We start from the raw sequence: 26,095 nt of genomic DNA, 5'->3' as shown, positions 1-26,095 counted from the left end.
GCTGGCCCCCCTCGCCACAAGGGGCAATTGTGCCTTCTGGCCTGACCTATTTGGCGAACGCGTATTCCCCGCCCTGCTCCACCGCCTTGCGGTACGCAGGTCGCGCCTGGAAGCGTTGCACCCAGGCCGCCAGGTTTGGATAGGCCTGCAACTTGCCCTGGGCCTTGGCGATTTCACCGATAAAGCTCATCTGAATGTCCGCGCCGCTCAGTTCGTCACCGACCAGATACGGCGTATCCGCCAGCACGTCATTCAGATAGCCCAGGTAGTTGGCCACTTCCGACTCGATACGCGGGTGCAACGGCGCACCGGCTTCACCCAGACGACCGACGTAGAGGTTGAGCATCAGCGGCAGCATGGCCGAGCCTTCGGCAAAATGCAGCCATTGCACATATTTGTCGTAGGTCGCAGAGGCAGGATCAGGTTGCAGGCGGCCTTGACCATGGCGGCGGATCAGGTAGTCGATGATGGCGGCGGATTCGATCAACACCAGGCTGCCATCTTCGATAACCGGGGATTTCCCCAGTGGGTTGATGGCCTTGAGCTCCGGGGGCGCCAGGTTGGTTTTCGGGTCGCGCTGGTAGCGCTTGATCTCGTAAGGCAGGCCGAGCTCCTCAAGTAGCCAGAGGATGCGCTGTGAGCGCGAGTTGTTGAGGTGGTGGACGATGATCATGGGAAGCTCCGCAGGATAAGCGTGGGTGTCTGGCCATGAGACTACGCCAGCCCAGTGGAGTGCCCACGATTTATTGTGGCAGCCCCTTCACGAGAGGCTGCCCCTCAAGAGGCGGTGATCAGGCGACGGCGGTCAAACGCACTTCTTTTTTGAGCGCATCCACCAAGCCTTCTATCGTTGCGTACCGCTTGCCTTGCAACAGCGGCCAGCGCTCGATAGACAACTGCCCCAGCTCGTCACTTTTTATTGGGGTGGTAATAATCTCTCCAGTCCTGGAACGGTGAAGCAGACTGGCTTGTGTGGATGAAGCGTACTCGACCAGGAAGTCACCGATGTTTTTCAGGCGCACGCTCGGCAGGGTCGAAGCGGAAACGGCCGTCAACTGCACATCCGTCTTGAGTGCATGAATCAAAAAATCCAGACTTGGGTAACGCTTTGCTTGCAACTGTGGCCACCGCTCAATAAAGAACTGCCCCTTATCGTCAATTTGAACAGGCGTGGAAATGATATCTCCAGTGTTAGAACGATGGAGCACATTGGCTTGGGTCATTGAAGGCCGCTCGATCAGGAAATCGCCGACACTTCTGATCCATGTACGATCCGCTGCAACCATCGGGGGCGGCGCCGGCGTACCGGCCACACCGACATGCACCTTGAAGTCACTGCGCATGGCCGTGCCCGCGGGCGTCTTGACCCCGCGCTCGAGGATTTCCCAGCCTCCACGGTGCAGAGGCAGCGCATGGTCGGGCGCGACATCGCGTACCGTCAAGCTGACCGCATCCTGCAATTGCGCAATGCCTGGCACGCCCTGATAGATGTCGGCGTGGGAGGTGCCCATGAGTGCGACCCACTTATGCGGCCCCAGTGCCGCCTGATCAGCCTTGATCACCTCATTGGCAAAGTAACTGAACACGCTCTGGCGGGCGTTCAAGTCGTGCATGCCTTTGACGTGGTAACTGGCGGTGCAGTCGAGAGCCCGCACGCGGATGCCCGCCTTGTTCGCCGCTTTGACGACCTTGGTGTAGGTGTTTTTTCCCGTGTAACCGCTCCCCATATGGCCGAGGTCCTGCGCCCTCAGATAGCGCTTGAGATTTTCCGGCATTTTCAGCGTGTTATAAAAAACGTCCAGTTCAAGCTGGTGCAGATCGGTAAGCAGGTGTTCCAGATACAAGGTTTTTACACCCTGCTCTTTCAATAGCTTCATGTATTTAATCAGGAACTGTTTACTCGCCTTATCCGCATGCGCTTCAGCAACAATCAGTCCGCGCTTGAGTTTGTACAGTAGCTTGACGAACGCCTCTTCGCTGGCAACCGTACCCAGCTCGACGAAGGTGGACCGTGCCGGGGGCGTGTAAGTGGCAAAGGCGGCTTTGGCGGCCTTCTCCAAACGACTACGGGTGTTCTTGAACCCCTTGAACGCCGCCTCATACAGGTGCCCAATCCCAAAGCCGTAGCGAGTATCCAAGTCACGATGCGAGTGCACCATTTCATCCAGGTGCGCTTTAAACGACGCGGGCAGATCGAACTCACTGTAATGGGACGGTGCAGCGGGCGCCGGCACCGCCCTTGAAGGACCCGCCGTCGGCAGCGCTTGTGATGCCGGCGCCATGGTCATCCGGTAATCACCCCGGGACAACGCGGCGGAGGCAGTATCAGGCGAGATGCCCACCGCCTGGCCCGGGGTAACATCCTCCACACGCAGGGCGATGACATTCTGCAAATCGGCCAGCCCCGGCACTTCGTCCGTGCTCCCTATGCGGGTGTGATCAACCAGGGCGATCCAACCATCATCGGGGTCGTTTTGTGAAAGGGCTTTGTGGGAATAGAAGTTCCTGAGTTTGCTGTTGCGAGGGATAAACCGCTCTTGCTCAGACAGCGCCAGCACATGCTCCATATGATAAGAACTCGAGGCGTCCACGCCGTCGATCGCGACCTTGTGCTTGTGGGCTTCAAGCATCAGTTTACGGTAGGTAAAAGGCGCGTCCGCGTCCCAGCCCAAGCCTGAGTCTACCCGCGCCAGATGGTCCTCGACCTGTTTCAAGGCATACGCCACGTCACCCTGGGTTTCGCCGTTGATAATTTTGAGTTTGGTCCGGAAAACATCGGCCGGCAGGTTTTCAACGTACACGCGCTTGAGCCCTTGCGCTTTCAAGGCTTGCAGGTTTTCGATGAGTAATTGCTTACTGGCAACGCTGGTATTGGATGCGCCAATGATCAGCCGCTTCTTGAGTGGAAACAGGGTGGCAAGCGCAGTAGATGGGCTGGAATCCGGTGCCAGCACCGGCAAGCCGCTACGGTCCGGGCGCGCTGGAGGCGAGGCATAAAACGCGTCCGCGTCTTGAGTCAGGTGTTTCATCTGATCGAGATAGCTGTCGCGTAGAGGCTTCAACTGAAGATAGGCCCCGTCACTTATGCCCTGTGCAATGGCGTCGTCCGGAGGGCTGGTAACGATGCGCACATATTCAAGGTCGAGCGCGCGCCTGAAGTACTTCCCTTGCTCGGGTGCAATCTCGTAGGGCACCAGTAACTCGTCGACCTCTTCGCGCAGTAGCGTATGGCGCCCGCCTCCCGGAGTCGTGAAGCGCACCCAATGGCCATCGCTGTTCTGGTTGACCACACGTGTGGTTGACTGCATTTGCCCGGTGACTGGGTCACGGCGAAACAGCAGATGCCGCCCCAGGGAGTCCGGTGTGTTTTTGATCCAGAACTGCTCGGAATTGAACATCACAGGTTTCATTCCGGCAGCAATGCCTGGGTCTATATCGTTGATCAGCGTGGCCTGCTTCAGCGCCTTGGTCACCGGCCGCACGCGCAGTGCTTTAAGGGCCGGGCGAAAGTCAAACAGCACAGCGCCGCCCACATTGGCCAGGTAGCCAATGTAGTGTTTCAAGGCTTCGCCCGTGTCACCCTGTTGGTAGGCACTGATAGCGAGCATCGCGTCCTTGAACGCCAGCAAACCACCCAGGCCCAGGCTCAATACGGGAAAAGGGATAGTGGCGATGGCAGTGACCAATTCGACGCACGTCCAAAGAATCCCCGTGATCATCTCCGTGCGATTGACCGTGGTGGCAACTACATCGTCTATTTTGCGCTGCAACACCATGTTGTAAAAATCATTGCGCGGGTCGCTCACGGTGGTGTCCGGGGTTATCCGGTCATAGCGCGCCGGGCTTGGGGTCGTACGGTCAATCGTTTCGGGTAAGCCATTGCGGGCAGTCTTCAGAAACGCTCCGATCCGTACCTGAGATGGGACCGGCACCCGACCCTGCAGGTAGTCCGACACACCGTCGACCTTTTTCAGCCAGTAGTTGAATAGCTTCGCTTCACGAAAACCGATGCCATCGGGTGCGTTGGGGGTGTAGAGCAAAACCGGGTTGCTTGCATGGCTGAACAGGTAGCTGCCTATCACCCAATCGCCGTCAATGCTCAGGCGATGTACCTGATAAGTCGAGCGGGTCGCCGCCGCTGTGTCGCCAAGGCTGTCGATCGCACGCTCCAACCAGGTCAAGTCGACTCGGGCGATATGACCGCGCAGGCAGCCATCGAGTGCGGCGTACTTCATCTGCAGTTGTGTGATCGTCAAGGTGGCGTCGCGCCGTTTGGCGTAACCGGGACTGCTCGCGCTTTGCAAGTTGGCGCGCACTTCGTCGGTGTAGCGTTGCCCGATCCATACACCCGTCACCGCCCTTGATACGTTCTGCGGGGTCAAACGGCTCAGGTCCACGCCCACCGGCCCGCTGAACGTGGCCGAAGTGGAGAATTTCGGGTCGATGAACCCGACGTTATCCGTGTAACCGTCCCTGTACAGCCGGGTATAGGAAATGGGCTTCGGCGCACCGCCCAGCAACGGCCAGGGCGCCGACACAAACACGCTATCCGGGTCGATATCATTCTGACGGCGACCAAGCAGCGTGTTCAGGCTGAGTTTGGCTTTATCGTGCAGATAGGCATTGAAGGTAATGAAGTTCGCTTCTGAATCGGGCATGGCGTTATAGACGCGCAAGGCACCTGCGGCATCTTCGGCAAGGCTGGTCAACCGGGTTCGGTCCGCCGCCTGGGCTGAGCGATACCACAGCGGGGTGCTGTATTCGTAGTCGTCCTGCGCTGCGCTTTGCCCATGCATGACCATGGCGTCCAGGCATATCGTGTGGGAGCACACAGGGCCAAATGTCGCTTCCTCATGTTCCTTTGCGTCGGGCCTGAAGCCCAAGCCTTTGAGGAACGTGTGCATCTTCGGCCGAAAACGCAGCGGGCATTGCTCCAACAGGTAGTCGCTCATGGTGCGACCCTTTAACCGGGTGTTGTCATCGGCCCAACCGATGATATGCGCCTGGCATTCGAGCTCGGTGGTGAACGCCAGGAACTGTCGCTCACGTGGCGAATCGGGGGTGCACAACAGCAAGCGTCGGATTTGGCCGTTGGCATCTTCCTCGCGCAATAACCACAGGTCTTTGAGTTGCGCGCCATGCAGCAGCACGGTGCGTGCGCACAGGAGCGGGTTCGTACCGGCCCGCAACGCTTCGAACAACCTGTGGTCTGCCGGGCTCAGGTCGCCTCGCAACCGGGCGACAAAGGCAAGCAACACCAGGCGATGATCAAACAGGTCGCGAGTAGCCTGCTTGTAGCCAGTTTCGGCCTGCATTTTTTTTTGCAGCGCGGCATAGTCCAGGCGCGGTTGCAGGCCAGGTTCGCGGAGGATGTGGAGCAGGCTTTGCGCACTCAGAACGGCATGGTCACCTTGCAGTGGCGCGTCGGCATAGGTCAGGGCGGTCGTGGTCAAAAAATCAGAGCCGGGCAACTCGTCGTCGGTATGCAGCCCGTCATAGCTTAATTGCACCAGATTGCGGGTCTGCTCATAGGTGCCGACATTGGCGACGTTGCGTCGGGTGGTGATGTTCAGGTGACGCGGGTCCAGGTCGTAGATTTCCAGCGCTTCGTCCAGATACTCGGTCAACTGGAAACTTGCCAGGGCTTGAGGCGACGCAACAGGCCCCAGCAGCTCGATATAGGTAGCCCGGGCCTGATTGTAATCCTGCATGCAACGACTCAGGGTTTGCTGGTCCGTCGCAGCCGCGTTGCGATACCAATCCGGCAGGCTGTTATAGACGCTGCGCTCGAGTAGCTGTTGGCGCCTGAACGCCAAGCGTGACGACAAGTCTGGCAGCGCTGCTGTCACCGCGTTGTCCAATGCTGACTTGAGCTGCGTTGCCTCGTGCAATGGGTTGTCCAGCAGGCTCAATGCCAGTTCGATGTCCTGGCTGCGCTTGTCGATCATCGCGTTGTAGGTGTGTTCGAACAGTGGCTCGCCGTCAATGGGCAGCAATTGCAAGGGCCAGATATCGACGACATCCAGCGTTTGATAACGTACAGGCAAGTGTCGGCAGAACTCCGCTCGCCCCGCCGGTAGCGCCAAAGTCGCCTTGAGGCTCTGGTCGAGCTGCACCAGAGAGTCGAAGGCCTCCAGCCCCCTGTTTGGCGTGAACAACAAGACCTGGCCGAGGTTTTCTACCGACGTCAGGTTGTCCACGACTGGGCTGGACTTTCTCGTAAGAACGAAGGCCCCGGCAAATTCCACAGTTTTGTCCTGGTAGCTGAAATGAAGCGAGTACATGCCAGGACGAAAGGTCGGGCCTCGGGAGCAGTCTTCAACCATGCGTTGTTCGGCAGGGCTTAGCAGGTAATCACGCACATCCAGTTTGGCTTGCTGCTCCAACGCGCCAAGACCGGCCGCCTGGGTGAGGTAGCTCTTGCGGCCTTGAATGCCTACCGTGCTGACTTCGTCAAGGCCCAGCAGGTGCTTGTCCAAGTCGGTTTTGAGTTGGGCAAGCAACGTCTTGCCGGCCGCTTGGGTGAGATCTGCCTCCGTCAATGCCTCGAACAAGCTGCGTGACCTCGCCAACAGGACGTTGTTGGCGCTGATCAGGGTGGTGTTCAGTTGTTCCAGCGCATGCAGTTCGGCAGGTAATACGACAGGCTCCTGGGTTTGCGTGCGCAGGCCCGGGTCGATCTCAAGCAGGTGTGTACGAATTTCCTGAAACGTCGGTGACGCGGATGTAGGGCTCGGCGTGCTCATGGGCACGGTCCTCATACTGATGGAATGAACCCTCAGCATGAGACGCAGCCCGAGCGTATCTGCGGTAGATATTGTTGACCTGCCCGCGCCTCAGCCCAATCGAAAGCGCGCCGTGTTATCACTCAGCGCCAGGCTGCCCTTGCGCAAGGTATCGGCCGCCTGATTCACCGCCCGTGCGCCGTCCAGCAAGCGCCCCGCCGCCTGGTCGACCTGCTGGATATTGCCGCTGACCTCATCGGCCGTTGCAGCCTGTTCTTCCACCGCAGCCGCGATCTGCGCCAGGGTGTCGGTGACGTGTTGCACCGCACCGGCAATTTCGCCCAGGCGGGTGCCCAGGCCGGTGACGGATTCGGCGTCGGTCAGTGCCTGGTCGCACGCCGCGCCCATCAGGCTGACCGCCTGGCTGACAGTCGCGCGCAAACTGTCCACGGTGCCGGCGATCTGTGCGGTGGACGCCTGGGTGCGTTGCGACAGGCTGCGCACTTCATCGGCCACCACGGCAAACCCACGGCCCTGCTCGCCCGCACGCGCAGCCTCGATGGCCGCGTTGAGCGCCAGCAAGTTGGTCTGTTCGGCGATGCCGCGAATGGTGTCGACCACCGATTGAATCTGCTGGCCCTGCTGGCTGACCTGTTCCAGGGCGTTGGCGGTGTCGGTCAGGCGCTGGTTGAGCTGTTGGATGCTTGCCGTGGTGCGCAGGCTGTCGCGGCTGCTGTCTTCGGCGATGCGCCTTGTGTGCTGCGCGCTGCCCGAGGCCTGTTCGCAACTCTTGGCCACGCCCATGGAGGTGGCGGCCAATTGGGTCGCGGCGGCCGCAATCTGGCTGATTTGGTGTTGCTGGTCTTCCACCTCGGTGAGGGTGCTGCCTGACTGCGCGTTAAGTGTGAGTACGGCAGAACCGAGTTGCTGGGTTTCGTGATTGACGCCCAGCAGGCTGGTGCGCAATTGCACCACGGCAACGTTGAGCGCCCGGCTGATGGCCGCTAATTCATCACGCCCTTCTACCGCCACTTCGACGCACAGGTTACCGTCGCGCAACGACTCGGCCAGCGTGGTGATGCCACTGGCACTGCGGCGAATCGAGGCTTGCAGGCAGGTAAACAAGTACAACGCGGCCAGGGCCAGCAGGCTGAACGTCGCCGCCACCGGAATAAAGTGCTGGAGCGAGCGCTCGCGGTAGTCACTCAGGCGCGTATCCAGTGAGTTAAGCGACTGGCTGCGCAACGCCCCCAACGCGCCCAACATGCTGTCGACGCTGCGGTCGAAGGCGGCGGTGTCCAATTTGATGGTGCCGCCAAACACGCCTTCATCCAAGGTTTTTAGTTCGTTATCCAGAAGCAGCAGGCTGCTGTCATATTGCGCCGTCCACGGCTCGATCCCAGGATATTGCTTGGCTTTGAGCGAAGCGGCGGCCTTGGCCAATTGGTCACGTGCATCGCCAATACGGCCGCGCAGGTCGCGCATCTGCAAGCGGCTTTGCAAGGTGAACTGCCCCGAAGCGATGGACGACTGGCCGACGCTGGCCGTGCGACCGATGCGCTCGATCAGGTCCGGGGTGTGCTGGGTGGAGATCTGCATCAGCAGGTAGGTTTCCAGCCACGGATCGAGGATCAGGCCAGTATCCAGAGTGATTTGCTCGCGCAAGGTTTGCAGCGCCGTCAACGCAGCAGTGAAACGGTCGTAGCCGTCCGGCCACCAGCCCACGGTGCGCAGGGACTGGGTGTCCATGCCCTTGACCGCCGCCTGCAATGCCTCAAACCGCGCAAGCGTGTCGGCGCTGGCGTTGCGGGCTTTGAGTGCTTCACCCAAGCCTTGCAGGCTTTGCATAATCATCGGGTTGCCTGCATCCACTTTGTCCATTGCTGCCTGGGCGGCAGGGGTTGGGGTGTGGAGGATATCCAATGCTTTCCAGCGCGCGGCCAGGTTGCGCTGCGCAGTCAATTGGCCATCGAGCGTGTCCAGGGCCAACAGTTGGTGCACGCCGGACTGCTCGCTGGTAATCACGTTCAATTTGCCGCGATAGTCCGAGCCAATCATCCAGAGGCTCCCGGCCAGGGGCAGCATGAACAGGAGAAACAGCACCTGGAATTTGCGCGCAAAACCGAAACGGCCGAGCAAATGGATACCGGGTGATAAAAGAGTGTGCATGGCCGACCGCTCCCAAAAACAAGCTGGAAATGACTAGAAGCAAAATGCCATGTCATTGATTAGCTTGGTTCTAGCAAGATACGGGCCGTTGCCGGAGGGGCCGGAGATAGGCGGTGCGGCAATCAAAAAGTGCGCGGGCGTGCGCAAAAATGGGGCAAAAACACTCAATGACGAGAGTGAAACGGTAACTGTGGGCGCCAGCTTGCCTGCGATGGCATCCGCTGGGGCTGCCAAGCTCACAGCCCCTCCCCCACCACCCTCTTAATCCGCCACTTTAACCCGCATGTACTGACTGAAATTATTGATGTGATCATCCAGGTTATCCTCAAGCATCATCCTGTACTGATCACAGAAATATTTCAGCATCGCCTCACGGGCCTCGGCCATCTCGGCGCCGGACTTGAAGTTGCGGGCGCTGGCCCAGGCATTGAAGCGCGTGGTGCCGAACATCATCGAGGCGCTGACCTCACCGAGGTTTTCACAGGTCTTGAGCTGCTCGTTCGACAGTTCGATATGCGCATCTGCGCGGTCGTAGAAGGCTTGGTCGGTGGTCTCGGCCATGGCAGGGTTCCTGGGTCAGCAAAAGAAGGCGGCTATTGGAGCATATTCGAGGCCAGCAAAGCAGGCGCCTCCCACTGGGAGACGCCTGGTGCTTCACGCCAACGCCAGCACCAACCGCTCAAGCCCGATACCGAAGCCCGCGCCTTCACGGTAAGCCCCGCCGCCCACGACTTGCTGTTGCGCACCCAATGTCGGGCAGCGCACCTCAAAGCCGTTGCCCTCCAGGTAGTAACTCAGCCCACGTTTCACGGCCAGGTTCAGCGCATAGTCGAGCCCCAGCGTGTCCAGAAACCCAGTACACAGGGCCTGGCTGCGCTGCAACGCCAACCCAGGGTCAGGGCTTAGAATCTCCAGCCCCAGTTGAGTGAACTCACGATAACGGCCGGCTTGCGGCCGCTCATAGCGATAACACCGCGCCACGTAAAAAAACATCGCCGCCGCGCGCCCCTCGAGCAAGTCGGCGTTGCGCTCCTGGAACAGCGCAGTGGCTTCCGGGATCAGGCAGCACTTGCGGCCCGCCTTGTCATCGAAGGCCCACATCTGCCCGATGATTTCACTGCCGCCGGTTTTTTCGATAAACGTGTCCTGGCCCCAAAGAGCCGGCACGATGACTTCTTCAGCGCCCGCTTCGATGAAGATAGCTCCGGAAACGGCCCTCTACTTCACGCATCGTTGCGGCTTCTTTGCCGGTGACCATTCGGGTTCCACGTATCATTGTCATGGGTTGAATCTCCAGTGTTTGCAGGCAATAAAAAAGGCGCCATAGGCGCCTTGGGTGGGGTTCATTGAGTGATCAGTGGGTCTGGTCAATCAGTGAGCGCAAGCAACCACGGCACCTGAAGGAAGGTCCGTGGGGATGATGGCGGTTGCTTTGCGAAAATTGAGTCATGGGCAGATCCTTGCACATGCGTAGGAAAAGTTACAAGTCACTTCACGCCAGCAGCTCGGTAATCCACCGCGCCTGCCGGGCAATTTCTTGCAGTTTTTGCTCCGGCACCGCCTGGCGTGCCTGCTCAAAACTGGCCAGGGTCTTGTGCTTCTGGCGCAGCATCCGCTGCCACTTGGCCAGGAACTCCGGGCTGCGGGCTTGCATTTGCAACGGGCCAAAGTACAGCTGCTGATCGGTATAGGTCACGGCGCCTGTGCGCTCGGCCACGATGATCTCGTAGTAAAAGCGGTTTTCCCGCAGCAACTCTTCGCTGAGGATGCGATAGCCGTTGTCCATCAGCCATTGGCGCAAGGGTTGCTCGCCACCATTGGGTTGCAGGACCAGGCGTTCCTGGCCGCTGAGGTGCACCTTGCCGTTGTCGAGGATGTCGCGGATCGTCTCGCCGCCCATGCCACAGACGCTGATCGCGGTGATCCCATCGCCCGGTTCAATCGCTGCCAAGCCATCGGCCAGGCGCACGCTGATGTGTTGCTCCAGGCCATTGTCGCGCACGGTGCGTTGGGCTGCGTAAAAGGGTGTGGTCGCCACTTCCCCCGCCACCGCTGCCGTGATCACGCCACGGCGCATCAAGGCCACCGGCAGGTAGCCGTGGTCCGAGCCGATGTCGGCCAGGCGCGCGCCAGCGGGCACGTTGGCGGCCACGCGCTCCAGGCGCATGGACAATGTGTGTTCGTTCAACGGTGGTTCCTTGTCATTCCCCGGAAAACCGGTCCCGGCTGTTGGTCAGGTGCAGCACCATGGCGGCCCGCGCCGCGTCCGGGTCCTGGCGCTTGATGGCATTGAAGATCGCCTCATGCTCAAGGTTCGCCAACTGCCCCAGCTTGGCGAAGTCGGCCCCGCCGCGTTCGACGCCCTTGACCTGGGTGCGCGGGATCATCGCACTGCCCAGGTGCAGCATGATTTCGGTAAAAAAGGTATTGCCGGTGGCCTCGGCGATCAGTTGATGAAAGCGCTTGTCCTCTTCCACACAGCTGTCGTTGCTGGCCAGCGAGGCCTGGTAATCGTCCAGCGCCTGGCGCATGTGTGCGAGCTGTTCGTCGCTCCTGCGCAGCGCGGCCAAAGCCACCGCTTGCACCTCCAGGCCCAGGCGCAGCTCGAGCATGTTACGCACGCTGGCGACCGTGTCCACATGCAAACGCAAACCTTGCTGGGCGTGCTGCACCAACACAAAGGTGCCGATGCCGTGACGCGTCTCCACCAGCCCCGACGCCTGCAGCTTGGAGATCGCCTCGCGCACCACTGTGCGGCTCACGCCATGCTCCAGCACGATGCTGGACTCGGACGGCAATTTTTCACCGGGTTTGAGCTGGCCCAGCAGGATGCGCTGGGTCAGCGCCTCGACCACACCTTGGGCGAGGTTATTGGAACGTTTACGCACAGGGTTTGCGCTTTCAATGGGCATCACTATGGGTCCACGGGGTTGGCTGAGGGGAGCTTAACACCCTGCCCCGAGTAGGCGCTGGCTTGATTCATAAAGCTCACAACTTGTATGACAACCAACCAGAATGACGCAATGCTCGCTGGCCTTTGCGGGCCGTGCGCGAAGGTAAAGATCGCGATAATTACATAGGCGATCGATCTACACACTCAACAAACGCTAGATAAATAACCAAAACACACAACCAATCAGCAGCCTTATAAGAACAAAAACAGTTGCAGGTGCATTGCGAACTCAAGAAAACCATTTGTATGATGTCTGGCAACAAAATACGCAAACCCGCATAAAAATAAATCAGGGGGAGTTTTTCAATTGTGAGCAATTCAAACCACGCATCTGCCGCTCCAGAAAGTGATTCGGTCCTCACGCGCGCCGTGAGCAAAGTGAAGGGCCACGTGCTCCCACTGTTCGTGATCATGTTTATTCTCAACTACATCGACCGGGTCAATATCGGCTTCGTGCGCACGCACATGGAGCATGACCTGGGTATCGGCGCGGCCGCCTACGGCTTGGGCGCCGGGTTGTTTTTCATCGGCTACGCGCTCTTTGAAGTGCCCTCCAACATGCTGCTGCAAAAGGTCGGTGCGCGCATCTGGCTGACCCGCATCATGTTCACCTGGGGCATCGTCGCCACGCTGATGGCGTTCATCCAGAACGAAACCCAGTTCTACGTCCTGCGCTTTCTGCTGGGCGTGGCCGAGGCGGGGTTTTTCCCTGGGGTGATTTACTACTTCACGCGCTGGCTGCCCGGCGTGGAGCGCGGTAAAGCCATCGCCATCTTCCTCAGTGGCTCGGCGGTTGCGTCGCTGATCTCCGGCCCGCTGTCGGGGGCACTTCTGCAGATAGAAGGGTTCGGGTTTCACGGCTGGCAATGGATGTTTGCCATCGAAGGCCTGGCTTCTGTGGCGCTGGGCTTTTTTGTGTGGTTCTGGCTCGACTCCAAACCCCACGACGCCCAATGGCTGACCCGCGAAGAACAGGACGCGTTAGTTGGCGCCATCGACCAGGAACAGCGCGAGCGTGAGGCGCTGACCACCATCAAACCGACCATTGCCAAGCTGCTCAAGGACCGCCAGATCCTGCTGTTCTGCGCCTTGTACTTCTGCATCCAGCTGACGATCTACGCCGCGACCTTCTGGCTGCCGAGCATCATCAAGAAGATGGGCGATCTGAGCGACGTGCAGGTCGGCTTCTTCAACTCGATCCCGTGGCTGATCTCGATCATCGCCATGTACGCCTTCGCCGCGCTGTCGGGCAAGTTCAAGTTCCAGCAAGCCTGGGTCGCCGCCGCGCTGTTGATCGCCGCCGCCGGCATGTTCATGTCCACCACCGGCGGGCCGATCTTCGCCTTTGTCGCGATCTGCTTTGCGGCCATCGGGTTCAAGTCCGCGTCCTCGCTGTTCTGGCCAATCCCACAGGGTTACCTGGATGTGCGCATCGCCGCTGCAGTGATCGCGCTGATCAACTCCATCGGCAACCTGGGCGGCTTCGTGGCGCCTACGACCTTCGGCTTTCTGGAGCAGACCACCGGCTCGATCCAGGGCGGCCTGTATGGCCTGGCCGGCACCTCGGTGCTGGCGGCCATCCTGGTGTTTTTTGCCAAGACTTCGCCTTCTGCCGTGCTGGCGCCGCAGAGCGTTGCAGCAACAGGCACCGCTATCAGCAAACCTCTTTAAGCTTATTAGGATCCTGCCATGACCACGCCCGTCGTCACCCATTTCCAAGTCGTTCCCGTCGCCGGCCACGACAGCATGCTGCTGAACCTGAGCGGCGCCCATGGGCCATTTTTTACCCGCAATATCGTGATCCTCAAGGACAGTTCGGGCAACACCGGTGTCGGTGAAGTGCCCGGTGGCGAGCGCATCCGCGAAACCCTGGAGGACGCCCGCAGCCTGGTGATCGGCCAACCCATCGGCCAGTACCAGCGCATCCTCAACCAGATGCGCACCACCTTTGCATCAAGGGACGCTGCCGGCCGTGGCCTGCAAACCTTCGACCTGCGCATCACCATCCACGCCGTCACCGCCATGGAGGCCGCCCTGCTCGACCTGCTCGGTCAATTCCTCGAAGTGCCCATAGCCGCCCTGCTGGGCGAAGGCCAACAGCGTGACGCAGTAAAAATGCTCGGCTACCTGTTCTATGTCGGTGATCGCACGGCCACCGACCTGGCCTACCGCAACGAGGCGGACGCCGATGACGAATGGTTCCGCCTGCGCCATGAAAAAGCCCTGACCAGCGAGGCCGTGGTGCGCCTGGCCGAAGCCGCCAAAGCCAAATACGGCTTCAACGACTTCAAGCTCAAAGGCGGCGTATTGAGTGGCGATGAAGAAATCGAAGCGGTGACGGCCTTGGCCGAGCGCTTCCCGGACGCACGCATCACCCTCGACCCGAACGGCGCATGGTCACTGAAAGAAGCGATCCGCCTATGCCGCGATCAACACCACGTGCTGGCCTACGCCGAAGACCCCTGTGGCGCAGAAAACGGCTACTCGGGCCGCGAGGTCATGGCCGAATTCCGCCGTGCCACCGGGCTTAAAACCGCGACCAACATGATCGCCACCGACTGGCGTGAAATGGGCCACGCGATCCAGCTGCAGTCGGTGGATATTCCCCTGGCCGACCCGCACTTCTGGACGATGCAAGGCTCGGTGCGCGTGGCGCAGATGTGCAATGAGTGGGGCCTGACCTGGGGCTCGCACTCCAATAACCACTTTGATATTTCCCTGGCGATGTTCACCCAGGTGGCCGCCGCCGCGCCGGGCGACATCACTGCGATCGACACCCACTGGATCTGGCAGGACGGCCAACGCCTGACCCGGGAACCGCTGAAAATCGAGGGCGGCTACGTCAAGGTGCCGAGCAAACCGGGCCTGGGCGTGGAGATCGATATGGATGCCGTGGCCAAGGCCCACGAACTGTACAAAGGCATGGGCCTTGGGGCGCGGGACGACAGCGTGGCGATGCAGTTTTTGATACCGGGCTGGGCCTTCAACAACAAACGGCCTTGCCTCGTACGCTGAGGTCTTCGCGTGCGGCAGCCAGGGCCAGCTTCACCAGCTCCTTGCGCTGCATCGCACGCCCAAGCACGGCCTGTGTACCTTGCCAATCGAGCGACAGCAGCAGGCTCAGCTTCTGCTGGCTGAGAGAAGGCTCGGCCAACCAATAGCTCTTGCGCTCGCGGATGCTGATAGCGTTCAACAGCCAGTCCTCACCTTGCGCCGCCAGCCATTGTTCAATGGCTGCGTGATGCCGCTGGAGCACCCCCTGCGCATCCCACACCGTCATTTGCGCAATGAGCTGCGGCAGGTTGCGCGTGGCCGTCATGTGTTTCATATCAGCCGCCATGGCGGCCTCAAGGTCGGCTTCGATCGCAGCCTGGCATTCGCTGAAATAACGCTGCGGCCAATCCGCCGTCAGCCCCGCCCGCCGCGCCAGCACCTCGTAGGCCCAGATATCCAGGGATGCGGTCATTTTTCCGGTGAAGTTCAGGGTATTGTCCAGAATCGCCGTGGCCAATAACGCAGCGCTGTGCCGGCTGATCTCCGGCAGCAGGCCGGACCTTTCCCAACGCTGGAAAACCAGCGTTGCCGCGGCACCGATTGGCCGGATATCAGCATCCGCACCCAGCTTCTGCGCCCAGTGGATTTCAAAGCCTGGATGATGGTCAATCACTTCGCACACCTGATCGAGTACCACGACCGGGTCAAAATGATGGTAGTCGGAGACATCCACCAACACGAACTCATCGTCGGCGCCGGGTTGGTAATCGTCCAGCGCGGCCTTCCAACCGAGCACACTGGCGCAAACGCTGAAATTGAGCGGCGCGCTGCTGACCGCACGCGCTTGAACACCTTGGTGATTCAGCAGTTCAGCGTAGGCTATGCAACAAGCGTAAGCGTCTATATCCAGATATGCAGAGCCTGAGGTCACGACCCTCATGATTAAATCTCCTTGAAGTACAACTCAGGCGGGGTCCGGTGCCGTGTGTTTTTTGGCTAGGGAACGTTCGCATCAGCGTGTGACAAGACCATGACTTCAAGGGGAAAGATACTGTGAAAACTGACAGTTGCTGATTATTGTCCGTTGTGCCGCGGCATTTTTTTGCTCGCGCCAGCTGCAACGGGCTGCACAGTCAGCTCAACGCCTAACGCCAGCATCAGCTTCTTGATCGTTTCAAAACGTGTTTTAGAGCCGCCCTTCAGGGTTTTATACAGACTCTCGCGATTGACCCCCGCCGCCTCGGCCACCTTGTTCACACCCTGGGCCTTGGCGACTTCAGCCAGCGCCTTCATGAGGATCTGCGGGTCCTGGGACTTCATGCTTTGTGCCAGATAAGCACTGATGATTTCCGGGCTGTCGAGGAAGCGCGAAGCTTCGTAGACGCTGGTGCCGGATGTATCAAGATCGAGGATCGGCATGTCCTCGGGTTTGAATGTCGCGTTGCTCATTTCATTTACCTCTCAGGGCAACAAGAATCTCTTTTGCCCGCTGTATGCCTCTTTTTTGGTCGGTTTTATCACTGCCCCACAGCATCAGGTAGGCCGTGATGCCTGTGCGTACAAAATAAATCCTGTAGCCAGGCCCGACGAATACACGCATTTCACTCAGGCCGTCACCGGCCGGCTCGCAATCGCCAAAATTGTTTTCTTCGGCGCGGTCCAGGCGAGTCAGCACCGCCGTTTTGCCCCATAAATCCTTCATACCGTCGAGCCATGTATCAAACTCCGGCGTCCTGCCGATTGAATTGGTCAAGGTCTCACCTGTAGCCTACTGGCTACTCCATACTGATGCTAGTGAATTTATTGTTCCGGCGCCAACCGGAACCAAAAACCCTAGCTCAGCCCCCGTATCAACAGGCGCCCGAGACTATTAGCGCGTGTTTCGTCCGCGTTTAAAGGGCCTGATCAAACAAGGGCGTCACGTCATAAGGCTGTTTGAGCATCTGCGCATCGACCAGGAAATCCGCCGTGGCCTGGGCTTCGCCGACAATGGTCGGGGAGATCGGCAGCACCTTGATCGCATCACGCTTGAACCACACCTTGGCAATCTCCGGTGCAGATTGGTTGGCCTTCGACCACGCCTGGGCATACTCATCAACGTGGCTGCTGCTCCACACCCGCGCACGGGTGAGACGCGCCACAAAATCTTTGATAATCGCGCGTTTCTGCGCCAGCGCCGGCTCATACGCAACGATGTAGGTCGGCGCGCTCATCAGGCCTTTGGCATTGCGGATCAGGGTGTTGCCCTCTTTTTCCTGCAACGAGACGTAGGGCTCCCAGGTGCCGAAGGCATCGATATCGCTCTGGCTCAGTGCGAGGCTGGCTTCGGCCGGCAGCAGGTATTTGAAGGTCACGCTGGTGCGCGGCACACCGGCCTCATCCAGGGCCTTGTAGGCCAGTTGCTGACTCCACGAACCGTTCCAGATCGCCACCGTTTTGCCCTTTAGCTCGGCCACCGAATGAATCCCTTTGCGCGCCACAATGCCCACGCCATCAAGGCTGGTCTGGGTGCTGGCGACCACTTTCACCGGCGCGCCATTGGCGGCGAGGCTGATCACCGGCGTATCGCCGACAATGCCCACGTCCAGCGCGCCACTGGCGACCGCCGAGGCCACCGGGGAGCCGGTATTGAAGCGTTTGAAGTCGATTTGATACGGCAGGTCTTTCAGCTCGCCGGACAGCTCCAGGACGATGCGATTGGAGAAGAACTGGTCACCCACCGTCAGGGTCTGCGGCGCTGCCGCCCACACCGATGGGCCGTGCAGTGTCAGCGAGGCCAGGCCCAGCACGGCAAGCAAATTACGACGATTGATCATAGGAGGAATCCACACAGTTAATGGCTGACTCAACCATCTGTGGGCGTGCAGTCTGGCAATGAGAGAAGGGTTTTGGCAGTCGCCGAGCGTGGCGCCCGTAGAAGCTAACGCAATAAAAGCGCCGGGTTTAATACTGTTGTGCACTATCGATAGAACCGCCGAACAGTGGGTTAGCTATTTTTCGTATTAAAAGTTTGCTGCCCACTGAGTTAGGGTGACGCCACCAGACCACTGGACCCCGCGCCTGAAACCCTTTCTGCAAGGTCCATTGCATGTCGACTCCCGTATTGAATATCTGGGGCACTGCGCCCTCCGCCCGTTACGAACAACTGGCCGCTCCGTTTCGCCCGCTGTTTGCGCAGATCCTGGCACACGCTGCCGAGGCGGATCAGACACGCGCCAGCCTGGCGACAGTGATCCAACAGCTCAACGCTCTGGGTTTGCCACGCTGGCGATTGCCAGTCAGTTACGGCGGGCAAGGCGCGACCTTCGCTGAACTGCTTGCGCTGCTGACAGAACTGTCCGCCGCCGACTCCAACATCACCCAGGCACTGCGTGGGCATTTTGGCTTTTGCGAAGACGTGCTATGCGCCAAAGACCGCGACTGGCGCGCCCAATGGCTCGACCGCCTCGGCCAAGGCGCCCTGCTTTCCCCCGGCAGCACCGAAGTCGGCAACCAGGCCCGTGGCGATTTCGGCACCCGCCTGCACCGCCACACCGATGGCACACTGCGCATCAGCGGCAAAAAGTTCTACACCACCGGCGCGCTCTACAGTGACCTGATCAACACCGTGGCCACCGGCGAAGACGGTGTGGTGTACAGCCTGGTGGTCGACCTCAAGGCGCCCGGTGTGCAGATCATCGACGACTGGAATGGCTTCGGCCAACGCCTCACCGCCAGCGGCACCTGCCTCTTCGACAACGCACCGGTGGTGGATGACGATGTGCGCCCCACCACCCAACGCTTCGCCTATGGCCAGTCGTTCTACCAGATCTACCACCTTGCCACCCTGGCCGGCATCGCCCGCCGCGCCGCACTCAGCGGCGCCGCCGAACTCAGCCAGCGCGCCCGCACCTTCACCACCGGCAACGCCGACACCGCCGCCCAGGATGTGCAGTTGCTGCAAGTGATTGGCGAAGTCGCCAGCCAAGCCTACGCCGCCCAGGCCATCACCCAGCACGCGGCGCAGCGCCTGGATCAGACAGCGCAGTATGTGATTGCGCGAGACCGGCCGCTGCAGGATGACGACTCGCAGGTTGCGTTGGCGGAATTGGAGGTGTGCCTGGCGGTCAATCCCGTGGTGGATGCAACACTGGCGGCGACCACCGGGTTGTTCGATGCATTGGGCGCCAGCGCCACGGCCAGCAATAAGGCGCTGGATCGGCTGTGGCGCAATGCGCGCACGTTGGCGAACCATAACCCGCGGGTGTACAAGTCGCGGATCGTCGGTAATTACCTGGTGAATGGGCTGCTGCCGCCCGCGCAGTGGCGAGTGGGCGTAGCCAAAGCCTGATCAACCACCCAACACAGTACCCGCATGATCGTTCCCACGCTCCGCGTGGGAACGATCAACCCTGTGGGAGCGGGCTTGCCCGCGATGGCGGAGGATCAGTTAACTAATTTATTGACTGACACACCGTAATCGCAGGCAAGCCAGCTCCCACATTTTGTTCGGCGTAAGGCTCATGTCCTACAACGAAGCCTGAAACAGGAAAGTCCGAAGCCACAGCGCCTTGCTCCATTGCCTACGCTTGCGTCAGAATCCGCCGGCTTGTGCGCTGTGGTGGGCGTCTCTAAGGTTGCTCGGTCGCTGACAACTCAGTGATCGGGTTTAGTAGCCCGAGTGACAACATAAAGTGCATGAGCCTCATCTCTCAGATGTTTTTGTCTGTGCTTGATGGTGGCTGTGCGCAGGGCGTCCTCGGGCGCGCCGGCTTTGTGTGTTTCCCCGGTCTACTAACCTGTGCACAGCTGCCACCCTTTCGTTTAGTAGCGAAAAGGTGTCGGCCCTAATCAGGTACAACACACATGTTCAAAATAACGCCGAACCCTCCCAGCGAACCGGACCTGAAACTCAATCAGGCCGCGCATCGCGCAATTGATCACTACCTCAATCCAAAAGCCGACCCGGCATTGTCACCACCTTCGCTGTTCAACGTCGCGGCCGATGCCAGCAACGAAACCCTGATCACCAACAGCTACGAAACCTTTTCCTCGGTCACCGCCTTACTGCTCGACCTGTCAGAAGACTTGACCGGAAAACAGCGCGACGTGGCGCTGGCGATTCACCAGTTGAGTGAGTTGGGGGTGTTGCTGATGGACAGGCTGCTGGAGCGCGAGGCCGCCGGCTAACGATCAAACACAAAACCCTGTGGGAGCGGGCTTGCCCGCGATGGCGGAGGATCAGTTAACTAATTTATTGACTGACACACTGTAATCGCAGGCAAGCCAGCTCCCACATTTTGCAACGATCATCTCGGCGGCCCTCAAGCCCGCTTCGGCAGCTTCCAGTTCGGCCGAATAAAGTGGCAGGTATACCCATTCGGTATCCGCTCCAGATAATCCTGATGCTCAGGCTCCGCCTCCCAGAACGGCCCTGCCGGCTCAATCTCGGTGACCACTCGACTAGGCCACAGCTTCGACGCGTCCACGTCGGCCGCCGTATCTTCGGCAATGTCGCGCTGCTGGTCACTCAAGTAATAAATCGCCGAGCGATAGCTGGGCCCCGTGTCATTGCCCTGGCGGTTAGGCGTGCTCGGGTCATGGATCTGGAAAAAGAACTCCAGAATCTGCCGATAACTGATCACCGCCGGGTCAAACACAATCTCGATGGCTTCGGCATGGTTGCCGTGGTTGCGGTACGTGGCATTCGGCACATCGCCGCCGGTGTAGCCGACACGCGTGCTGAGTACACCAGGATAGCGCCGCAACAGGTCTTGCATGCCCCAGAAGCAGCCGCCGGCAAGGATGGCGGTTTCGGTTGGGTTGGTCATGGTCTGCGCCCTCAGTGGATACGAGGGTAGTTATGGGGCTGGGTTGGCCAATACCAAGGTGGCACAGGCGATTAATCTCAAACACTGACAGACGAACGGGCTAGCGAAACGATCCCCAACGGGGCGGGTATTAACTGCAAACAGGGGATGTGCAGACCACAGGGTTTCAGGTGATGATTCGCTACCTAAATCAAGGACGATAACAACAATGAAAACCGCTCTACGCGCGCTGTTCCTGCTCTGCCTGGCCGCCCCCGCTTTCTCCGACGAAAGCTCGGTCGGTTTCAAAACCACCACCCTGCCCGATACGCACAACAACCGCCCACTGGAGTTGGTGGTGTGGTACCCCGCTACCACCACGGCCAAACCCACGCTGATCGCCGACAACGCGGTCTTCATCGGCGCCCTCGCCGTGCCCGACGCGCCGCCGGCTGCGGGCGAGCATCCGCTGGTGGTGCTGTCCCACGGTCACGGCGGCAACTGGGGCAATCAGGTGTGGCTGGCCAGTGCATTGGCGCACAAAGGTTACATCGTCGCGGCGGTCAACCACCCCGGCACCACCACCAAGGACCGCAACCCGCAAGCCGCCGCACAGCTATGGCAACGCCCGGCCGACCTGAGCCGCGCTATCGACGCCGTGCTGGCTCAACCGCAACAGTTTGGCGCGGTGGCGAACCAACACATTACTGCTGTCGGCCATTCCCTCGGCGGCTGGACCGTGCTGGAAATCGCCGGCGCGCGCTTCGACCCTGACCTGTTCAGCCGCGACTGCGCCGCACACCCGAAGCTGGGCGGTTGCATCGGCTACCATGAGATGAACCCCGCCGCGACACCCGACGGCAAAGCGCGTCTGGCTGCGGACTTGAGCGACAAACGCGTCACCGCCATCGTGTCTTTGGACCTGGGCCTGTCACGCGGCATGACCGACGCCAGCCTGGCGGCATTCAAGGTGCCTGCGCTGGTTATCGCAGGTGGCGTGCCAACCGAGGATATGGACCCCAACCTGGAATCCGCCAACCTGGTCAAGCGCCTGCCAAAAGCTACGACGCAGTACGTGGAAATCAGCGACGCCACGCACTTCAGCTTTATGTCGATCTGCAAACCGGGCGCAATCGCGTTGATTGAGGAACGCTCGCCGGGCGATGGCATGATTTGCCGCGATGGCGAGGGTGGTCGGCCACGGGCGGTGATTCAGCAGCAGGTGGTGGGGTTGATTACGGGGTTTCTGGAGCAGACAGCTCGCCATTAAAGGACAGGCTATCCAATGAATTGCTCGCCAAGGTGCACAACGGCATGAACCGCGCGATGGAGGGGAGTTTTCGGATTACCGAAGCTCCCCTCCATCTTTCGGAGCAGTAGGAACTAAAATGAGGGGTAGAAAACGCATTGCACCGGGGTAACGGGCATTAACTGCCGACTGCAATATTCTTACGCACCCAATTCACGCTGATAAATATTGAGAAGTTTAGCGTGCATCTCACCCATCCTCTCAAAGGTATTAAACACAACGGCGAGATAGCTTGACTCAATAACGGCGTGCAAGGCCGAAATAAACTGAGCCAGATTCAACTCCATTTCGTACCCACTAAAGTCAATGCGACCGTCTAATAGCGCGTCACGAATGCGACCTTCAACCATACTCCCATCATTATCCGTGGCGTCCATTATCGCCTGCTGTTTGTAGTCCGGACTCTCTATAATCTTCTGCACCAAGCGTTCCTGGTGTTGATTGGCAAATGCCAAAGCGTCAGTAACGTTATGGTGCTCTATAACGCTCTTGAGTTCGTCGATAAACTCGGAAAATGCTTCACCTTCAGCCAGCGGCATTTCCTTTGAGTAGATAGACCTAAGAACAGGGAGCACCTGATCCTTTTCCGGTAAAGACGCCTCATTGACCGACTCTATAGTTCGGGATATCTCAAACACGTCATCCGTAAATTCCTCATCCAACAGAAAGTCACCTACGTCAGCATAGAGAACTTCAAACAACTCATCGACATGATCTTCCGTCACCACTTTAGCTGCATAAATGCGCTGAACCAACGAAACCAAACATTGATTTTCTACAGCTCCCGGAACAAAAACCAGGCGTTTCTCTATTAATTCAGCCTTACCGAGAAATGTCTCCAAGGCGTTAGCAAGCTCCATATTTCTCTTATGAACCTCGTAGCTGAACCCCTTAAGTAAATGCTCAACTATATCAGTGGCAATACTTTTTCTAGATAGCTTTATATGCAGGCTGGGGTCGCATAAAATTTCATTAAAAATCGCCCGCGCGCAGGTCAAATCAGCGTCTTGAAATTCAACTTGCACCTCATGGTGTCTTGAGATCGGCGACGCCTGCGCATCCAAATACGGCAATGACGTCGACGAAATATTCTGTGAGCCCAACACTGTCACGGAACCGTAACTGAGCATTTTCACGTGGCACGCAGCATGAACATACAGCTCGACATGCGCGGGCAGGTACTTTATAAACTTTGTTAGCTGGTATTCGAACTTGGCACGGTCCAAGTCAAAGCCAAGCCCCCCAATACCGACAATTACTCTGGGTGCTTTGGACTTTCCGATAAAATTAACATTCAAAAAATACCCGGCACCCTGCAACTGTTTGTAGTGGGTATAGGTAACGATATGCGTCTGGTCGAGGGACTTTGCCCCATGTGCGCTCACATAGGCGTTATCAGCGTAGTGCTTGTGGAAAATATCGGCAGAAACCGACGCTAACTTTTTCATAGAAACATCCTTGTTCGTCAGAGCGTTATCGATTTGCAGGCTCCGCATACCCAAGCTGTGCTACAGGCATGGGAGACCGCTGTGGGGAACCGAGAGAGTCGCGATACTGCCGCTATTGCTGACAGGCTTTGCGTTGACGGCATCATAGCTCTTTATACTGCGGGGGGATTCACACTATAGCCGCCATGCAGCACTTCCTCTGACGTTGAACAGCGCTCAGAAAACCACCGATCGCTGACACACCGACGTCGCCACAATCTTCCCGCGCTTAAGCACCATCAGACGCGCGGGCAGATCAAGAATCACATCCCCCACCGCTTGCGTATCCAACAACACCAGATCCGCCGCCTTGCCCGGTGCTAACCCAAAGTGCTTAAGCCCCAAGGCTTTAGCCGGGTTGCTCGTGAGCATCGGCAACACCGTGGCCTGATCATCCGCTCCGCCCAGGTGGCAGGCGGGAATGGCCAACTGCGCAATATTGAGCAAGTCGCCGGTGCCAAACGGGGTGAATGCGTTGCGGATATTGTTGGTGGCCAGGCACACATTCACGCCGCCATCACGCAGGGCTCGCACCGGCGCCAGGGTGCGGCGCACGTTGTGACCATCGTTGCGTGCGCCAAGGTGCAGGTCGGTGGCGGGCAGGCACATTACGCTGATGCCGGCCTCGCGGATCAGCGCGATGATTTCGTGCTGTTTGTGCACAGGTACGGCGCCCAGGCTGGTCAGGTGCCCGACACACACACGGCCTTGATAGCCGTGTTCAATGGTCTTGCGAGCCAGGTATTCAATGCTCATGTGCTCGGCGTTGTCGGCAAAATCCTGGTGGAAGTCGATATCCTTGTCGTAACGCTGGGCCAGGCTGAACACATAGTCGATGTGTGCGTGCGCCGAGCTGTCGTTGTACGGAATGCCACCCACCACGTCGGCGCCCTTCTCCATGGCCTCGACCATCATGGCCTGCATGCCCGGTAGCTTCAGAATGCCTTCCTGTGGAAAGGCGACCACCTGGATATCGATCACGTCGCGTAGTTTGTCGCGCAACTCCAGCACCACATCAAAGCCGGTAAACCCTTGCTCGGGGTCGAACTCGGCGTGGGCGCGCACGTGGGTAGTGCCGGCTTGCACCAGGTCGCGCAGTACTTGAGTGGAGCGATCGAGGATGTCGTCGCGGGTCAAGGTGGGTTTGAGTTCGGCCGTGACGGCAATCGCCTCTTTCAGCGTGCCCGAACGGTTGGCCTTGCGGTGCATGACATGGGCTTTTTCCAGGTGCAGGTGCCCTTCGACAAAACCCGGTATCAGCACGTTGCCGTGGCCCTGGATTTCCTGCCGGGCGTGGGCTGAAATGTTCGGCGCGGTCTCGATGATCTTGCCGTTATTGACTGCCACATCCATCAGCGGCCGTGCGTCGTCGATGCGTACATGACGAAAGATCAAATCCATAACTGCGACCCTCAATATCGCTGCCGTGGCCCGAGCGCCTTGCAGCGCCGGGCCGTTACTCAGCTGATCAGAACGGTTTGGTCGGCAGGTACTTGCCATCCAGGGTGATCACGGCGCGGGAGCCACCGTCCGGGTCTTCAACCTTTTTGACGTCCAGCTTGAAGTTGATCGCGCTGATGATGCCGTCGCCAAACTTCTCGTGGACCAGCGCCTTGAGCGTGGTGCCATAGACCTGGATCATTTCGTAGAAGCGGTAGATGGTCGGGTCGGTCGGGATGCCGTTGCCGATGCTGCCGCGCACCGGGATGGTTTGCAGCAGGAGCACGGCATCCGCATCCAGGCCCAGGGTGTCGGCAACGGCTTGAGCGGCACTGGCCGGCAGTGGGTGCTGGCCGAGCAAGGCGGCGGTAACAAAGGCTTCGTGCAGGCCGGTGCCTTCGGCGATCTGGGCGAACGACAGGTCTTTGCGGGCTTTAGCCAAGAGGATGACGTCGGTCAGGGCAAGGCGAGTGGTCTGGCTGATTTGCGACTGGATCATGGGGTTATCTCCGTGGGTAAAAAGGAAGGTGTTGGTAGGAAACGGCGCGCGCAGTCGGGTTGTCGGCAAGGGCGACGAACTGGCCGGTGCGGCCATCGAAGGCCTGGATGCAGCCACTTTCGATGTCGTAGACCCAGCCGTGCAGGGTTACGCGTTTTTCTTCGAGGGCCAGGCGCACTGAAGGGTGCGTCTGGATATTGGCCAATTGCGCGATGACGTTTTCGCGCACCATGGAGGCGACTTTGGCGTGCTGGTCGACATGCTGGCGGGCCTCGTTGACCACCCGGCCGGAGTCAGCGTAGCGCAACCAGCCGGCCACGGCGGGCATGTGGTCCAGGCATTTGCAGGTGGCGATGGCGGTCATGGCGCCGCAATCGGAATGCCCGCAAATCACGATGTCGCTGACTTGCAGGGCGGCGACGGCGTACTCCACCGAGGCCGACACACCGCCCGGCTCGGGGCCGTAGGACGGCACGATATTGCCGGCGTTACGGATCACGAACAGGTCGCCCGGCTCGCGCTGCGTGACCAACTCTGGCACCAGGCGGCTGTCGGAGCAGGAGATGAACAGCGCCCGCGGGCTCTGCTGGTTGGCCAGGTCTTTGAACAGGCCGGCACGCTCGGGGAAGGCGTTACGTTGAAACTTCAGGAAACCGTCGATGATGTCTTGCATGGGTGACTCCTTTGGTTCGCGATGCGATGAAGCAAAGGTTACGCAGCCACTTAAATA

21 protein-coding genes are annotated in these 26,095 nt (G+C 59.3%); 5 read left to right on the top strand and 16 right to left on the bottom strand.

The features are described 5' to 3' along the window. Nucleotides 1-46 precede the first annotated feature (46 nt). From HBO23_RS09555 to HBO23_RS09525, 7 genes are all read right to left on the bottom strand, one after another. On the bottom strand, nucleotides 47-673 hold the full coding sequence (locus tag HBO23_RS09555; RefSeq protein WP_017136952.1) for a glutathione S-transferase: 627 nt from the start codon (nucleotides 671-673) through the stop codon (nucleotides 47-49). 118 nt (nucleotides 674-791) lie between these two features. After that, nucleotides 792-6,746 (bottom strand): membrane-targeted effector domain-containing toxin, encoded by a 5,955-nt coding sequence (locus tag HBO23_RS09550; protein ID WP_170037914.1) that lies wholly within the window; start codon nucleotides 6,744-6,746, stop codon nucleotides 792-794. 90 nt (nucleotides 6,747-6,836) lie between these two features. Continuing rightward, the gene (locus HBO23_RS09545) at nucleotides 6,837-8,894 is read right to left on the bottom strand and encodes a methyl-accepting chemotaxis protein (RefSeq protein ID WP_170037912.1); all 2,058 of its coding nucleotides are present in this window, start codon (nucleotides 8,892-8,894) and stop codon (nucleotides 6,837-6,839) included. A gap of 261 nt (nucleotides 8,895-9,155) precedes the next feature. Then, a complete protein-coding gene (locus HBO23_RS09540; protein ID WP_017136956.1) occupies nucleotides 9,156-9,455 on the bottom strand; it encodes a DUF3144 domain-containing protein in 300 nt (99 codons plus the stop codon). Between the two features lie 93 nt (nucleotides 9,456-9,548). Next, the gene (locus HBO23_RS09535) at nucleotides 9,549-10,094 is read right to left on the bottom strand and encodes an ATP phosphoribosyltransferase regulatory subunit (protein WP_026013702.1); all 546 of its coding nucleotides are present in this window, start codon (nucleotides 10,092-10,094) and stop codon (nucleotides 9,549-9,551) included. A gap of 292 nt (nucleotides 10,095-10,386) precedes the next feature. Next, the gene (locus HBO23_RS09530; protein ID WP_017136958.1) at nucleotides 10,387-11,082 is read right to left on the bottom strand and encodes a tRNA (adenine(22)-N(1))-methyltransferase TrmK; all 696 of its coding nucleotides are present in this window, start codon (nucleotides 11,080-11,082) and stop codon (nucleotides 10,387-10,389) included. Nucleotides 11,083-11,095: 13 nt separating this feature from the next. Further along, the gene (locus tag HBO23_RS09525) at nucleotides 11,096-11,806 is read right to left on the bottom strand and encodes a FadR/GntR family transcriptional regulator (protein WP_099548970.1); all 711 of its coding nucleotides are present in this window, start codon (nucleotides 11,804-11,806) and stop codon (nucleotides 11,096-11,098) included. Nucleotides 11,807-12,156: 350 nt separating this feature from the next. Between HBO23_RS09525 and HBO23_RS09520 the strand changes: the two genes are divergently transcribed. Next, nucleotides 12,157-13,518 (top strand): MFS transporter, encoded by a 1,362-nt coding sequence (locus tag HBO23_RS09520; protein WP_170037910.1) that lies wholly within the window; start codon nucleotides 12,157-12,159, stop codon nucleotides 13,516-13,518. Nucleotides 13,519-13,536: 18 nt separating this feature from the next. Further along, complete coding sequence (gudD, locus tag HBO23_RS09515; RefSeq protein WP_138451478.1) at nucleotides 13,537-14,862, top strand: glucarate dehydratase; 1,326 nt, start codon at nucleotides 13,537-13,539, stop codon at nucleotides 14,860-14,862. Here gudD and HBO23_RS09510 read toward each other — a convergent pair. The 4 genes from HBO23_RS09510 to HBO23_RS09495 form a co-directional block, all read right to left on the bottom strand. Then, nucleotides 14,831-15,781 carry a DHH family phosphoesterase gene (locus HBO23_RS09510; RefSeq protein WP_170037908.1) on the bottom strand — a complete coding sequence of 317 codons (951 nt, stop codon included), beginning with the start codon at nucleotides 15,779-15,781 and terminating at the stop codon, nucleotides 14,831-14,833. The two genes, gudD and HBO23_RS09510, sit on opposite strands and share 32 nt — an antisense overlap. A gap of 134 nt (nucleotides 15,782-15,915) precedes the next feature. Further along, the gene (locus tag HBO23_RS09505; protein ID WP_099548968.1) at nucleotides 15,916-16,290 is read right to left on the bottom strand and encodes an addiction module antidote protein; all 375 of its coding nucleotides are present in this window, start codon (nucleotides 16,288-16,290) and stop codon (nucleotides 15,916-15,918) included. Between the two features lies 1 nt (nucleotide 16,291). Further along, nucleotides 16,292-16,594, bottom strand: a complete 303-nt coding sequence (locus tag HBO23_RS09500; RefSeq protein WP_099548967.1) for a type II toxin-antitoxin system RelE/ParE family toxin — start codon at nucleotides 16,592-16,594, stop codon at nucleotides 16,292-16,294. Between the two features lie 139 nt (nucleotides 16,595-16,733). Next, on the bottom strand, nucleotides 16,734-17,657 hold the full coding sequence (locus tag HBO23_RS09495) for an ABC transporter substrate-binding protein (protein WP_170037906.1): 924 nt from the start codon (nucleotides 17,655-17,657) through the stop codon (nucleotides 16,734-16,736). Nucleotides 17,658-17,929: 272 nt separating this feature from the next. On the opposite strand from HBO23_RS09495, the gene HBO23_RS09490 reads away from it, so the two are divergent. Further along, a complete protein-coding gene (locus HBO23_RS09490; protein ID WP_170037904.1) occupies nucleotides 17,930-19,171 on the top strand; it encodes an acyl-CoA dehydrogenase family protein in 1,242 nt (413 codons plus the stop codon). A 515-nt stretch (nucleotides 19,172-19,686) separates the two neighbouring features. Continuing rightward, nucleotides 19,687-20,010, top strand: a complete 324-nt coding sequence (locus HBO23_RS09485) for a DUF6124 family protein (RefSeq protein WP_138451181.1) — start codon at nucleotides 19,687-19,689, stop codon at nucleotides 20,008-20,010. 134 nt (nucleotides 20,011-20,144) lie between these two features. On the opposite strand, the gene msrA is transcribed toward HBO23_RS09485, so the two are convergent. After that, nucleotides 20,145-20,651, bottom strand: coding sequence for a peptide-methionine (S)-S-oxide reductase MsrA (msrA, locus tag HBO23_RS09480; protein WP_138451182.1), 507 nt, complete (start codon nucleotides 20,649-20,651; stop codon nucleotides 20,145-20,147). Nucleotides 20,652-20,859: 208 nt separating this feature from the next. Here msrA and HBO23_RS09475 point away from each other — a divergent pair, with 208 nt between their 5' ends. Beyond that, on the top strand, nucleotides 20,860-21,900 hold the full coding sequence (locus tag HBO23_RS09475; protein ID WP_170037902.1) for an alpha/beta fold hydrolase: 1,041 nt from the start codon (nucleotides 20,860-20,862) through the stop codon (nucleotides 21,898-21,900). Nucleotides 21,901-22,079: 179 nt separating this feature from the next. Here HBO23_RS09475 and HBO23_RS09470 read toward each other — a convergent pair whose 3' ends face one another. The 4 genes from HBO23_RS09470 to HBO23_RS09455 all read right to left on the bottom strand — a co-directional run bounded on the left by HBO23_RS09470 (nucleotide 22,080) and on the right by HBO23_RS09455 (nucleotide 26,038). After that, a complete protein-coding gene (locus HBO23_RS09470; RefSeq protein WP_138451186.1) occupies nucleotides 22,080-23,387 on the bottom strand; it encodes a hypothetical protein in 1,308 nt (435 codons plus the stop codon). 216 nt (nucleotides 23,388-23,603) lie between these two features. After that, complete coding sequence (locus tag HBO23_RS09465; RefSeq protein ID WP_170037900.1) at nucleotides 23,604-24,827, bottom strand: amidohydrolase family protein; 1,224 nt, start codon at nucleotides 24,825-24,827, stop codon at nucleotides 23,604-23,606. 67 nt (nucleotides 24,828-24,894) lie between these two features. Beyond that, nucleotides 24,895-25,365, bottom strand: a complete 471-nt coding sequence (gene cynS, locus HBO23_RS09460; protein WP_138451189.1) for a cyanase — start codon at nucleotides 25,363-25,365, stop codon at nucleotides 24,895-24,897. 4 nt (nucleotides 25,366-25,369) lie between these two features. Then, complete coding sequence (locus HBO23_RS09455; protein WP_170037898.1) at nucleotides 25,370-26,038, bottom strand: carbonic anhydrase; 669 nt, start codon at nucleotides 26,036-26,038, stop codon at nucleotides 25,370-25,372. Between the last annotated feature and the right edge of the window lie 57 nt (nucleotides 26,039-26,095).

Origin of the sequence: Pseudomonas sp. WS 5532 (assembly GCF_012985445.1) — a bacterium.
Taxonomy (GTDB): domain Bacteria; phylum Pseudomonadota; class Gammaproteobacteria; order Pseudomonadales; family Pseudomonadaceae; genus Aquipseudomonas; species Aquipseudomonas edaphica.
The sequence above is the reverse complement of the archived record's forward strand: the minus strand, read 5'-3'. Positions and strand labels throughout refer to the sequence as shown.